This is a genomic window from Pseudomonas sp. FSL W5-0203, assembly GCF_001896155.1.
In the GTDB taxonomy this organism is placed as follows: domain Bacteria; phylum Pseudomonadota; class Gammaproteobacteria; order Pseudomonadales; family Pseudomonadaceae; genus Aquipseudomonas; species Aquipseudomonas paracarnis.
Genome location: NZ_MPOR01000035.1, coordinates 23,915 through 37,200, shown reverse-complemented (window position 1 = coordinate 37,200; position 13,286 = coordinate 23,915). Strand labels below are relative to the sequence as shown.

At 61.2% G+C, this 13,286-nt stretch carries 10 protein-coding genes; 8 read left to right on the top strand and 2 right to left on the bottom strand.

Annotated elements, in window-relative coordinates:
• The first annotated feature begins 10 nt into the window (after window positions 1-10).
• Together BOP96_RS23480 and BOP96_RS23475 are read left to right on the top strand one after the other, a co-directional pair.
• Window positions 11-688 carry a response regulator gene (locus BOP96_RS23480; RefSeq protein ID WP_003193559.1) on the top strand — a complete coding sequence of 226 codons (678 nt, stop codon included), beginning with the start codon at window positions 11-13 and terminating at the stop codon, window positions 686-688.
• A complete protein-coding gene (locus tag BOP96_RS23475; protein WP_019817208.1) occupies window positions 685-2,031 on the top strand; it encodes an ATP-binding protein in 1,347 nt (448 codons plus the stop codon). Before BOP96_RS23480 ends, BOP96_RS23475 begins: the two co-directional genes overlap by 4 nt.
• A 128-nt stretch (window positions 2,032-2,159) precedes the next feature.
• Here BOP96_RS23475 and BOP96_RS23470 read toward each other — a convergent pair whose 3' ends face one another.
• Window positions 2,160-3,158 carry an AraC family transcriptional regulator gene (locus BOP96_RS23470; RefSeq protein WP_014719572.1) on the bottom strand — a complete coding sequence of 333 codons (999 nt, stop codon included), beginning with the start codon at window positions 3,156-3,158 and terminating at the stop codon, window positions 2,160-2,162.
• 338 nt (window positions 3,159-3,496) lie between these two features.
• Between BOP96_RS23470 and BOP96_RS23465 the strand changes: the two genes are divergently transcribed.
• The 3 genes from BOP96_RS23465 (at window position 3,497) to BOP96_RS23455 (ending at window position 6,535) form a co-directional block, all read left to right on the top strand.
• Window positions 3,497-4,828 carry a dicarboxylate/amino acid:cation symporter gene (locus BOP96_RS23465; RefSeq protein ID WP_003189258.1) on the top strand — a complete coding sequence of 444 codons (1,332 nt, stop codon included), beginning with the start codon at window positions 3,497-3,499 and terminating at the stop codon, window positions 4,826-4,828.
• 133 nt (window positions 4,829-4,961) lie between these two features.
• Window positions 4,962-5,948 (top strand): XdhC family protein, encoded by a 987-nt coding sequence (locus BOP96_RS23460; RefSeq protein WP_014719571.1) that lies wholly within the window; start codon window positions 4,962-4,964, stop codon window positions 5,946-5,948.
• Window positions 5,945-6,535, top strand: a complete 591-nt coding sequence (locus tag BOP96_RS23455) for a nucleotidyltransferase family protein (RefSeq protein WP_073454179.1) — start codon at window positions 5,945-5,947, stop codon at window positions 6,533-6,535. Before BOP96_RS23460 ends, BOP96_RS23455 begins: the two co-directional genes overlap by 4 nt.
• Window positions 6,536-6,711: 176 nt before the next feature.
• On the opposite strand, the gene rne is transcribed toward BOP96_RS23455, so the two are convergent.
• Window positions 6,712-9,861: a ribonuclease E gene (rne, locus tag BOP96_RS23450; RefSeq protein ID WP_175563010.1), complete on the bottom strand. Its 3,150-nt coding sequence runs from the start codon at window positions 9,859-9,861 to the stop codon at window positions 6,712-6,714.
• 766 nt (window positions 9,862-10,627) lie between these two features.
• Here rne and rluC point away from each other — a divergent pair.
• Genes rluC through BOP96_RS23430 form a run of 3 tightly spaced genes read left to right on the top strand, consistent with a single transcriptional unit; the run spans window position 10,628 to window position 13,241 of the window.
• Window positions 10,628-11,587 (top strand): 23S rRNA pseudouridine(955/2504/2580) synthase RluC, encoded by a 960-nt coding sequence (gene rluC, locus BOP96_RS23440; RefSeq protein ID WP_014719568.1) that lies wholly within the window; start codon window positions 10,628-10,630, stop codon window positions 11,585-11,587.
• Complete coding sequence (locus BOP96_RS23435) at window positions 11,574-12,236, top strand: HAD-IA family hydrolase (protein ID WP_073454173.1); 663 nt, start codon at window positions 11,574-11,576, stop codon at window positions 12,234-12,236. Before rluC ends, BOP96_RS23435 begins: the two co-directional genes overlap by 14 nt.
• Window positions 12,237-12,257: 21 nt before the next feature.
• The gene (locus BOP96_RS23430; RefSeq protein WP_014719566.1) at window positions 12,258-13,241 is read left to right on the top strand and encodes a S49 family peptidase; all 984 of its coding nucleotides are present in this window, start codon (window positions 12,258-12,260) and stop codon (window positions 13,239-13,241) included.
• Window positions 13,242-13,286: the final 45 nt, after the last annotated feature.

Genomic DNA, 13,286 nt, shown 5'->3' with positions numbered 1-13,286 from the left:
GGAGAACCTTATGAAATTGCTGGTGGTGGAAGATGAGGCGCTGCTGCGTCATCACCTGTTTACCCGCCTGACCGACAGCGGGCATGTGGTCGAAGCCGTGGCCAATGCCGAAGAAGCCCTGTACCAGACCGGCCAATTCAACCATGACCTGGCGATCATCGACCTTGGCCTGCCCGGCATGGGCGGCCTGGACCTGATTCGCCAGTTGCGCACCCAGACCAAGACCTTCCCGATCCTGATCCTCACCGCCCGCGGCAACTGGCAGGACAAGGTTGAAGGCTTGGCGGCCGGGGCCGACGACTACGTGGTCAAGCCGTTCCAGTTCGAAGAGCTGGAGGCGCGCATGAACGCCTTGCTGCGCCGCTCCAGCGGTTTTACTCAATCGACTATTGTTGCCGGGCCGCTGCTGCTGGACCTCAACCGCAAGCAAGCCTCCCTGGACGAGCAACCCCTGGCGCTGACCGCCTACGAGTATCGGATCCTCGAATACTTGATGCGTCATCATCAGCAAGTGGTCGCCAAAGACCGTTTGATGGAGCAACTGTACCCGGATGACGACGAGCGCGATCCAAACGTGATCGAAGTGCTGGTCGGCCGCCTGCGCCGCAAGCTGGAAGGCCCGGCCGGGTTCAAGCCGATCGACACCGTGCGTGGCCTGGGCTACCTGTTCAATGAGCGCTGCCGTTGATTCGTTCGCTACGTGTGCGCCTGATGCTGGCGGCCGCTACTCTGGCGGTGCTGTTTATGCTCGGCCTGTTGCCGGCCATGCAAGGCGCGTTCAGCCTGGCGTTGCAGGATTCCATCGAACAGCGACTGGCGTCGGATGTGACCACCCTGATATCTGCAGCGCGGGTCGACAATAACCGCCTGCTGATGCCGGCGCAGTTGCCCGATGAGCGTTTCAACCTCACCGATAGTCGGCTGCTGGGCTATATCTACGACCGTGAAGGCCATCTGGTATGGCGCTCGCGGGCGACCCAGGAAGAAAACATCAACTACAAACCGCGCTACGACGGGCGCGGCAACGAGTTTGCGCGCATTCGCGAGGCCAATGGCCAGGAATTCTTCGTGTATGACGTCGAGGTCCGGCTGCTGGGAGGCAAGAGCGCGGCGTTCAGCATTGTCGCCCTGCAGCCGGTACGCGAATACCAACTGACCCTCGAAGGCCTGCGCGAGAACCTCTACCTCGGGTTCGGCGCGGCCTTGCTGGTGTTGTTGACGCTGTTGTGGCTGGGCCTGACCTGGGGCCTGCAAGCCCTGCGACGCCTGAGCCATGAACTCGACCAGATCGAAGGCGGCACCCGCGAAAGCCTCAGCGAAGAACACCCCCGCGAACTGCTGCGCCTGACCGGCTCCCTGAACCGCTTGCTGCACAGCGAGCGCGAACAGCGTGCGCGCTACCGCGACTCCCTCGATGACTTGGCTCACAGCCTGAAAACGCCACTGGCGGTGTTGCAGGGCGTGAGCGAAGACATGGCCCAGCGCCCCGAAGAACGTAGTCAGGCGTGGGTGCTGCAATCGCAGATCGAACGCATGAGCCAGCAGATCGGTTACCAGTTGCAGCGTGCCAGCCTGCGTAAAAGTGGCCTGGTGCGCCACCAGGTCCGCCTGGAGCCGGTGGTGCAAAGCCTGTGCGATACATTGGAAAAGGTTTATCGCGACAAGCGGGTCACCGTGACCTTTGATTTGCCGCAGGCCTGCGAGGTACCCATCGAGAAGGGCGCGTTGCTCGAAATGCTCGGCAACCTGCTGGAAAACGCCTATCGGCTGTGCCTCAAGCAAGTGCGTATCAGCCTGGTGGAAAACCTCGATGGCATTGAGCTGTGTATCGAAGACGACGGCCCCGGCGTACCACCGGACCAGCGCGCACGGATCCTGCAACGCGGCGAACGGCTAGATCGCCAGCACCCGGGGCAGGGGATCGGGCTGGCGGTGGTCAAGGACATCATCGAAAGCTATCACGCGCGGTTGACGTTGGGGGATTCAGCGTTGGGTGGGGCGGCGTTCAGGATTCACTTTCCTGCCTTGTGATCTGCACTGGCCTCATCGCAGGCAAGCCAGCTCCCACAGTTGATCGGGTTTACAAATTTTGATGTGTGAATACATTCAAGTGTGGGAGCTGGCTTGCCTGCGATGAGGCCTTCCCAGCCAATACGCCTCTAACTCTCCTGCGCTCTGTAGGCCCCCGGCGTCAGCCCCGTCCACTTCTTGAACGCCCGATGAAACGCCGACGGTTCGGAAAACCCCAACTGCTCGGCGATCTCCTGCAAAGACAAATCCGCCCGCCCCAGGTGGTAAATGGCGATATCCCGGCGTAGCTCATCCTTCAATGCCTGAAAACTCGTGCCTTCTTCGCGCAGGTGGCGGCGCAGGGTCTGTGGGCTGATGTGCAGGTGCTGGGCAACGGCTTCCAGGTCTGGCCAGGGCGTGCGGTCGCGGCTCAGCAAGCGACGCAACTGGCTGCTCAGGCTGTCGCCTTCATCCGGCCGCGACAGCAAGTCGGCAGGGGAGCGCTGCAAGAAGTGCTTGAGGGTGCGTTCGTCCTGCAACAGCGGCAGGCTCAGGTAGCGGCTGGGAAACACCAGGCTGCTGGTCGGCGCGCCGAACACCTGGGGGCAGGGGAACAGCAGGTCGTATTCACCGGCATGGGCCGGCATCGGGTAACTGAAGGTGGCCTGCTGCAGCCGGATACGCTGGCCGATCAACCAACTGCCCAGGCGATGCCAGATCACCAGCAGGCATTCACTGAGGAAGTGGTCCGGGTCCCATAGCTGTGAGTCGTCCAGGCTCAGACGCGCCATGTCGCCTTCTTTGGTCAGTTGCCAGCGTGGGCCTTGGGGGAACAGGCTATAAAACAATAAGCCGCGCTCCAGCGCCTTCTCCAGCGTGCGGCAATGAATCAACGCATGGCACATCATGGCGAAAGTGCCACGTTTGCTCGGCCCTTCTGCAAACCCCAGGTATTCGTCATCCAACCCCAGCCAGAGCATTTGCAGCAAGCGGGTAAATTGCTCTGGAGCGATGCGTGCGCGGGGTTCGGTCAGCAGTTCCGGGGTGATGCCCACCTGCTGCAACACCCCCGAGTAGTCAAAACCGGCCCGGCGCGCACCGCCGAGGGCCGCTCGGGCGTAATGGCTGGCGATGGTACGTTCACGCATGCAAGGGCCTCATCCATGGAGGGGCGGATGGTAGCCATCGCCCGGCGGGGCGACAAGGCGGATATCCGCCAAATTGTAGGACGAGACAGGATGAGTGGGCGGAAATCCGCCACCCTGTTGCATTCTCCGGAGTCGCCCGTGAACCCCAAGCCCTGATGTCTAAAGGCCTTCAGCGCGTTTAAGCAAAGTGGCACGCTGTTTGCGATAAGGATTACAGCGCAGGCTTGCTCCTACAGGCTTCGCAAACAACAAATCCCTCCAGTGCAGGAGGGTTCGCAATTCAAGTGCCGTGGGCAATGGCGGATATTTGCCACACGGGACGATTGAGGAACTTTGCAATGACGACTCGTCAGCCAATCTACAAATCCCTGTATTTCCAGGTGATCGTTGCAATCGTTATCGGTATCTTGCTCGGCCATTTCTACCCGCAGACCGGCGTGGCCCTCAAGCCACTGGGTGACGGCTTTATCAAGCTGATCAAAATGGTCATCGCCCCGATCATTTTCTGTACCGTGGTCAGCGGCATCGCCGGCATGCAAAGCATGAAGTCGGTGGGCAAGACCGGCGGCTACGCGCTGCTGTACTTCGAAATTGTTTCCACCATCGCCCTGCTGATTGGCCTGGTCGTGGTCAACGTGGTGCAGCCGGGCGCCGGCATGCACATCGACGTCGCGACCCTGGATGCTTCCAAAGTGGCGGCCTACGTCACCGCCGGTAAAGACCAGAGCATCGTCGGCTTTATCCTCAACGTCATCCCGAACACCATCGTCGGCGCCTTCGCCAACGGCGACATCCTGCAAGTGCTGATGTTCTCGGTGATCTTCGGTTTCGCCCTGCACCGCCTGGGTGCCTACGGCAAGCCCGTGCTGGACTTCATCGATCGCTTCGCCCATGTGATGTTCAACATCATCAACATGATCATGAAGCTCGCGCCAATCGGTGCCCTGGGTGCGATGGCATTCACCATTGGCGCCTACGGTGTCGGTTCCCTGGTGCAGTTGGGCCAGTTGATGATCTGCTTCTACATCACCTGCATCCTGTTCGTGGTGCTGGTGCTGGGCGCTATCTGCCGCGCTCACGGTTTCAGCGTGTTGAAGCTGATCCGCTACATCCGTGAAGAACTGCTGATCGTACTGGGCACCTCGTCGTCGGAATCCGCACTGCCGCGTATGCTGATCAAGATGGAACGCCTGGGCGCGAAGAAGTCCGTGGTCGGCCTGGTGATTCCAACCGGTTACTCCTTCAACCTCGACGGTACTTCGATCTACCTGACCATGGCGGCCGTGTTCATCGCCCAGGCGACCGACACCCACATGGACATCACCCACCAGATCACTCTGCTGCTGGTGTTGCTGCTGTCGTCCAAAGGCGCGGCTGGCGTGACCGGTTCGGGCTTCATCGTACTGGCCGCCACCCTGTCGGCTGTCGGCCACTTGCCGGTTGCCGGCCTGGCGCTGATCCTGGGTATCGACCGCTTCATGTCCGAAGCCCGTGCCCTGACCAACCTGGTGGGTAACGCAGTTGCCACCATCGTTGTGGCCAAGTGGGTCAAGGAACTGGACACCGACAAGCTGCAAAGCGAACTGGCGTCTGGCGGTACCGGTATTTCCGAAACCCGCGAGCTCGATGACCTGGGCGTGGCAGAAGGCCCGGCGCCTGTCGTCAAGTAAGTGGCTGCTGGCGTGAACTGACGCCAACGCTATCCGCAAACGCCCCGACTGGTTCGGGGCGTTTGCATTTCTGGCGGGATGCAACGGATATTTTTGGTTTACAGTGAGCGCGACAGTACTTACCGGAGGCCTGATGGACAGTGTGGATCTGAACGTCCTGCGCAGCGTGCTGCAATGGCGCCGCGCCGGGCAGCGCGTGATGTTGTACAGCGTGGTGCAAACCTGGGGCAGCGCGCCGCGCCCGCCAGGCGCAATGCTGGCCCTGCGCGGTGATGGTGTGGTGATTGGCTCGGTGTCGGGCGGTTGCATCGAGGATGACTTGATCGCGCGCCTGCAAGACGGCCGCTTGCCTGCTGACGGCCCGCCCGTGCAGTTGGTGACCTACGGCGTCACTCGCGACGAGGCGGCGCGTTTTGGCCTGCCCTGCGGCGGCACCCTGAGGCTCACCGAGGAGCGCGTGGAGGAGTGGGGTTGGGTCCAAGCGCTGCTGGCGCGTTGTGAAGATCACCAGATTGTCGCTCGCGAGCTGAACCTGGCCACCGGCGAAGTGATCTTGAGCGCCGCCAGCAAGACCGACGTGGTGAGCTTCGACGGCGAACGCTTGCGCGCCATCTATGGCCCGCGCTGGCGCCTGCTGTTGATCGGCGCCGGGCAGCTGTCGCGCTACGTAGCGGAAATGGCACGCCTGCTGGATTTCGAAGTGCTGATCTGCGACCCCCGCGAAGAGTTCGTCTACGGCTGGGAAGACCAGCATGGCCGCTTTGTGCCGGGCATGCCCGACGAGGCGGTGTTGAATATTCATACCGATGAACGCACGGCTATTGTGTGCCTGACCCACGATCCACGTCTGGATGACATGGCGTTGCTGACGGCGCTGAACTCCACGGCGTTCTATATTGGCGCCCTGGGTTCTCGGGTCAATACCCAGAAGCGTCGGGAGAACCTGGCCGCGCTAGGCCTGTCGGCGGAGGCCATTGCGCGCTTGCACGGGCCGATCGGCCTGCACATCGGCAGCCATACGCCGGCGGAAATTGCGCTATCGCTGATGGCGGAAATTGTTGCGATCAAAAACGGGGTGGCACCGATGCAGAAAAAACCGATGGCAGTGGTGGCCGAGTGACGGTGACGGCGATTGTGCTGGCGGCGGGGCAGGGCAGTCGTTTTCGTGCCGAAGCTGGAGCTGATCAAGACAAATTGCTCGCCGCGTGTGTGGGGCTGGATGGTGTTAGCCGGCCGGTCATCGAGCAGGTGTTGCGCAACTTGCCTGAGCGTATTGTAACGCGCTGGCTAGTGACGTCGCCGGAGCGCGGGGAGGTTATCCGCCTGGCAGAGGCTTATGGCTGTCAGGTTGTACTGCTGGATTCGAGCGGTATGGGCGACAGCATTGCGGCGGCGGTCAAGGCCAGCGGTGCAGCGGATGGGTGGCTGGTGGTGTTGGGGGATATGCCGTTTATTCAGTCATCGAGTATCGAACGGGTGATTGATGCGCTGGAGGAGGGTGCCATCAGCGTCCCCGTACAGGCGGGGGAATATGGACATCCTGTGGCGTTTGACCGTGCGTTTGGCCCAGGTTTGCTGGCTTTGGTCGGCGACCGTGGGGCCAGATCGTTGTTTGCGGATGCCGCCTTGAGGGAGGTGCCTGTACTTGATCCTGGAGTCTTGTGGGATGTAGATACACCCCGGCTATTAAGTTTCAACGCAGGCTGAATGTGGGAGCGGGCTTGCTCGCGAATGCAATACATCAGTCGCCCTATTCACTGACTGACACTCCGTATTCGCGAGCAAGCCCGCTCCCACATTTGGGGCGCCACAAGGCTCAAGTTGATCGTCATAAAAAAGCCCCGCCTGATCACTCAGGCGGGGCTTTTTAGTGGCTTATGGAATCAGACGAGGGGTTTAGGCTCGTGCTCTGCTTCCTGGGCCTTGTGCTCTACCGCCTGGGCAGCGGCAGCAGCAGCTTCGGCTTCCTTGCGGCGGCGACGCACTTCACGTGGGTCATTCGGCGCACGGCCGTTTTCGGTGAGGGCGCTTGCAGGCGCAGCTTCAACCACAGGGGCGGCCACTTCGGCAACCACCGGGGCTTCAACTTCAACCACGGCCGCAGGCTCCACAACCGGCGTCGGCTCAACCACTGGGGCTGGCTCGGCGACGACTTCAGCAACCGGTGCCGGTGCTTCTTCTACCACTGGGGCAGGCGTTGGCGCTTCAACCGGTGCAGCCGGTTCGGCAGTCCACTGGAAGGCGGTCTGTTCTTCGCGAACTTCACGCACAGCCGGGGCAGCTTCTTCGACCGCCGGAGCTTCTACAGCCGCTTCGACTACTGGCTGAGGCTCAACCACTGGAGCCGGTTCAACGGCAACCGCTTCAGTTTCTGGCTGTGCGTCGCGAACCGGGGCAACTTCCACTTCCGGAACCACTGGGGCTTCGACAGGGGTTGTGGCTTCAACGACTGGCGCTTCAACAACCGGCGCTTCAACCGCTGGGGTTTCGGCGGCTGGCGCTTCTACAGCAACAGTGTCTTCGACGGCAGCGGTAGCACGTTCGGCTTGCTCGTGAGCCTGGGCTTCAGCAGGGGCGCTGATGACCGAACTGGCAACGGCAGCGGTAACGGCCAAGCCGGCAGCCAGTTCGGCGCCTGTTGGCTCGTTGTTGGCAGCTTCTGCGTTCTCGCCGGTTTCTTCCGAACCTTCGATTACGTTGCCGTTGGCATCACGCTGACGCTCACGACGGTTGCTGCGACGACGCTGGCCGCGGGAGCGGCGGCGTGGACGATCGCCTTCGGCGTTGTCCTGGCCGTCTTCCTGCAACTGCTCTTCGCCGGTCAGTACTTCTTCTTCGGTGGCAGCAGCGGCTTGCTCGGCGCGTGGTTGACGCTCTTCACGTGGCGGGCGCGGTTGGCGCTCTTCGCGTGGTGCGCGTTCTTCACGCGGCTGGCGGGCCGGGCGCTCTTCGGTGCTAACGGCTGCGGCAGCGGCAACGGCAGGTGCCGCGTCCAGAGGCTCGCGCAGTTCACGCACGCGTTCTTCACGCTCGCCACGTGGCTTGCGGTCTTCACGTGGAGCGCGTGGGGTACGTGGGGCGCGCTCTTCACGCGGTGCACGTTCTTCACGGGCGACGGTCGGGGTGTCTTCACGGGCTTCGCGAGGCGCACGCTCTTCACGTGGTGCGCGTTCTTCACGCGGGGCACGTTCTTCGCGAGGCTTGCGCTCTTCGTCACGGCGGCCGTTGCGGTTACGGCTCTGCTGGCGACCGTTGCGACGTTCTTCGTTGCGCGCCGGGCGCTCGGTGGCAGGTTTTTCAACCACAACCGGGGCAGCAGGCTCTTCCTTGGTGGCGAACAGGCTGACCAGCGACTTCACCAGGCCCTTGAACAGGCTTGGCTCAGGCAGGGCGGCCGGCGCGGCAACCGGGGCGGCAGCTTCGGTCGGTACCGGTGCGTTGGCACGGGCCGGTGCAGTCTTCACCGCGGCTTCCTGGCGAACCAGGGTGCGGGTCGCAGCGGCTGGCTGGACTTCTTCGACTTCGGCGGCAGCCGCGGCGATTTCATAGCTGGACTGCCCGCTATGGGCTTCCGGGCTGTCGTCACGCAGGCGCTGGACTTCGAAGTGCGGCGTTTCGAGGTGATCGTTCGGCAGGATGACGATACGGGCACGGGTGCGCAGTTCGATCTTGGTGATCGAGTTGCGTTTTTCATTGAGCAGGAAGGCGGCAACCGGAATGGGCACTTGGGCGCGAACTTCGGCGGTACGGTCTTTCAGGGCTTCTTCTTCGATCAGGCGCAGGATCGCCAGGGACAGCGATTCAACGTCACGGATGATGCCGGTGCCGTTGCAACGCGGGCAGACGATGCCGCTGCTCTCGCCCAGGGATGGACGCAGGCGCTGACGGGACATTTCCAGCAGGCCAAAGCGCGAGATGCGGCCGACTTGCACGCGAGCGCGGTCAGCTTCCAGGCACTCGCGGACTTTCTCTTCCACGGCGCGCTGGTTCTTGGCAGGGGTCATGTCGATGAAGTCGATCACGATCAGGCCGCCGATGTCACGCAGGCGCAGCTGGCGGGCGATTTCTTCAGCCGCTTCCAGGTTGGTCTGCAGGGCGGTTTCTTCGATGTCGCTGCCTTTGGTCGCACGTGCCGAGTTGATGTCGATGGACACCAGGGCTTCGGTCGGGTCGATCACGATGGAGCCGCCGGAAGGCAGCTCGACCACGCGCTGGAAGGCGGTCTCGATCTGGCTTTCGATCTGGAAACGGTTGAACAGTGGCACGCTGTCTTCGTACAGCTTGATCTTGCTGGCGTACTGCGGCATCACCTGGCGGATGAAGGTCAGGGCTTCGTCCTGGGCTTCAACGCTGTCGATCAGCACTTCGCCGATGTCCTGGCGCAGGTAGTCGCGGATGGCGCGGATGATCACGTTGCTTTCCTGGTAGATCAGGAACGGCGCGGAACGATCCAGGGACGCTTCTTTGATAGCGGTCCACAGTTGCAGCAGGTAGTCGAGGTCCCACTGCATTTCTTCGCTGCTGCGGCCAAGGCCGGCAGTGCGCACGATCAGGCCCATGTCGGCCGGTGCGATCAGGCCGTTCAGCGCTTCACGCAGTTCGTTGCGCTCTTCGCCTTCGATGCGACGGGAAATACCGCCGGCGCGTGGGTTGTTCGGCATCAGTACAAGGTAACGACCGGCGAGGCTGATGAAGGTGGTCAGGGCCGCGCCCTTGTTGCCACGTTCTTCTTTTTCGACCTGGACGATGACTTCCTGGCCTTCGCTCAGGACGTCCTTGATGTTCACGCGGCCTTCAGGGGCTTTCTTGAAGTATTCGCGGGAGATTTCTTTGAGGGGCAGGAAGCCGTGGCGCTCGGAGCCGAAATCGACAAAGGCAGCCTCAAGGCTTGGTTCGATGCGAGTGATACGGCCTTTATAGATGTTGGCCTTTTTCTGCTCGCGTGCACCGGATTCGATGTCCAGGTCGTAGAGGCGTTGGCCATCTACCAGTGCAACACGCAACTCTTCGGGTTGAGTTGCGTTAATCAGCATTCTTTTCATGTTGTACCGTCGGTTTCCGGGCTGCCGGAAACGGCGTTCGGCACACACGACTTCTCACGGTCGGTGTCAGGTGCGTCAAGAGTGGTTGGCCACTCCAGTGTCCAGCAAAATCGGCCAATTGGGCCGGTATCGCGACGGACGCGTCCTGCTCGTTAGCGGTGGTGACAAAGGCACCACTTCAACAAAAGCTAAGGTCAGGAGGAGGAATCAACCGGCGACTGTGGACGAGATGAAGCGTCTAAAACAAGCCTAGTGCTACACAGTCCGACGGTTGTGCATCTCCACCCTACACGTATCCCTGATAATTCGGGTGCTGCCGCGCGCAGAATCCGCAGCGGGTTGGCATTTACCGTGTTCTCCAATGGGGAGAACACGCTCATGGCTAAACAAGACTAGGTGTGGGCGGTTGCGCTCTCACTCAGCTCTTAACAGGCGTTGTTTCCGAAGCATTCGCCATGGTCTGGCTCAAAACTGACTGCACTTTGTGAACTGGCCGTAAATATCGGCGCAAAAGGCGAGTATTCACTCTGCTTTCTGCACTCGCTTCAGGCCTCATGTCACCTGCGCTTGTTACAATCTTGAGCCTTCCTGGGTGGCGAAAGCCCCGTAGGACGGCCTCGCGTCCTGATGAATTGCGATGGTCAGGGCCGGCAGTTTGCCGCATGTCCTCTGTCCAGGCCGCTTTTGGCGGCGTTCGCGACTATAGCAGTAATGATTAAGTGCTTCAATTCCATAAAAAATTGTTATCATCGCCGCCATGACGACTACCACCCCCCCGACCCCCAGCGTCCAGCTGCTTGAGGTCTCGCCGGAATATGCCGGCCAACGCATCGACAATTTTCTCCTGGCCAGGCTCAAAGGCGTGCCCAAGACCTTGATTTACCGCATCTTGCGTAAAGGCGAAGTGCGCGTGAACAAGGGGCGCATCAAGCCTGAGTACAAGCTGCAGGCGGGCGATATCGTCCGTGTGCCGCCGGTGCGCGTGCCTGAGCGCGACGAGCCGGTGCCGCTGGCCCAAGGCTTGTTGCAGCGCCTGGAAGCGTCGATCGTGTTCGAAGACAACAAGCTGATCGTGATCAACAAGCCCTGTGGCATTGCGGTTCACGGCGGCAGTGGCTTGAACTTCGGCGTGATCGAAGCCTTTCGTCAGTTGCGCCCCGATTGCAAGGAGCTGGAGTTGGTTCATCGCCTGGACCGCGACACGTCTGGCCTGTTGATGATCGCCAAGAAGCGCAGCATGTTGCGCCACTTGCACACCGCCCTGCGTGGCGATGGCGTGGATAAGCGCTACATGGCGCTGGTGCGCGGCAACTGGGCCAGCTCGATCAAAAGCGTGCGTGCGCCGTTGCAGAAGAGCAACCTGCGCTCCGGCGAGCGTATGGTCGAAGTGGACGAGGAGGGCAAAGAGGCCCTGACCCTGTTCAAGGTGCTGCGTCGCTTCGGTGACTTCGCCACCATGGTCGAGGCCAAGCCGGTCACTGGTCGCACTCACCAGATTCGTGTGCACACCCTGCATGCGGGCCACTGCATTGCGGGTGACACCAAGTACGGCGACGAGGATTTCTCCAAGGAAATTCGCGATCTGGGCGGCAAGCGCCTGTTCCTGCACGCCTACATGCTCACCGTGCCGCTGCCCGATGGCGGCGAGCTGAAGTTGCAGGCGCCGGTCGATGAGATGTGGGCCAAGACCGTGGAGCGTTTGAGTGTCGCGCCTTGACTACAAGCTGCTGATCTTCGATTGGGACGGGACGCTGGCCAATTCCATTGGCCGCATCGTCGAGTCCATGCACATGGCGTCGACCCGCTCGGGCTTTGAATTGTGCACGGACCTGGCGGTGAAGGGCATTATCGGCCTGGGTTTGCCTGAAGCCATTCGCACCCTGTACCCCGACATCAGCGACGCCGAGCTGGTGGCGTTTCGCGAGCACTATGCCGACCACTACATTGCGCTGGAAGCTACGCCTTCGCCGCTGTTTGAAGGCGTTGTGCAATCGCTGGAAGCGTTTCGTGCCCAGGGTTATCACCTGGCGGTCGCCACCGGCAAGGCTCGTCGCGGCCTGGACCGTGTACTCAAGGCCCATGGCTGGGAGGATTACTTTGATATCACCCGCGCTGCGGATGAAACCGCCAGCAAGCCTCATCCCTTGATGCTGGAGCAGATCCTTGCGCACTGTGGCGTAACGCCACGCGAGGCATTGATGGTGGGTGATGCGTCTTTCGACCTGATGATGGCACGCAATGCGGGCATGGACAGCGTCGCTGTCAGCTATGGCGCCCAGTCTGCCGAGGCGTTGCAGCAATACGAGCCGAGGCTGACGATTGATCATTTTTCTGAACTGCAGGCCTGGCTCAGCCGGGCCCTGTAAGTCTTTGCTGGGGTTAATGGCATGAGTGACGAGTGGAAGGCGCCTGAAAAGGCACAGAGCAGTGATGATAAAAGCTGGAAGCTTTTGGAGAAGACCCTCCTGGCCAGCGTCCAGGAGCAGCGACGTTCGCGGCGCTGGGGGATTTTCTTCAAGCTGCTGACCTTTGTATACCTGCTTGGGATGCTGGCGCTGTTCAGTCCGCTGATGGACATGGAAAAGAGCGCCGCCCGTGGCAGTCATTACACTGCCTTGATCGAGGTGCGCGGCGTGATTGCCGACAAGGAGCCCGCCAGTGCCGACAATATCGTCACCAGCCTGCGCGCGGCGTTTGAGGACCCCAAGGTCAAAGGCGTGGTCCTGCGCATCAATAGCCCAGGCGGTAGCCCGGTGCAGTCGGGCTATGTGTATGACGAAATTCGTCGTCTGCGCACCTTGCATCCGGATACCAAGCTCTATGCCGTGATCTCCGACCTGGGTGCCTCGGGCGCCTATTACATTGCCAGCGCCGCAGACCAGATCTATGCCGACAAGGCCAGCCTGGTGGGCTCTATTGGTGTCACAGCGGCCGGTTACGGTTTTGTGGGTGCCATGGAGAAGCTGGGGGTGGAGCGTCGCACCTACACCTCGGGCGAGCATAAGTCGTTCCTCGATCCTTTCCAGCCGCAGAAGGCGGATGAAACCGCGTTCTGGCAAGGCGTGCTCGACACTACCCATCGTCAGTTCATTGCCAGCGTCAAGCAGGGGCGTGGGGATCGTTTGAAAGATAAAGAGCATCCGGAACTGTTCTCCGGCCTGGTCTGGTCGGGCGAGCAGGCATTGCCGCTGGGCCTGATTGACGGCTTGGGCAGTGCCAGCTCGGTGGCGCGGGATGTGATTGGCGAGAAGGAGTTGGTGGATTTTACGGTCGAGGAATCGCCGTTTGATCGCTTCTCCAAGAAACTCGGTGCCAGTGTGGCGGAGAAATTGGCGCTGTACATGGGCTTCCAGGGGCCGTCCCTGCGCTGAAATTCCAAGCTAGGTGTAGATCAACTGTGGGAGCGGGCTTGCCCG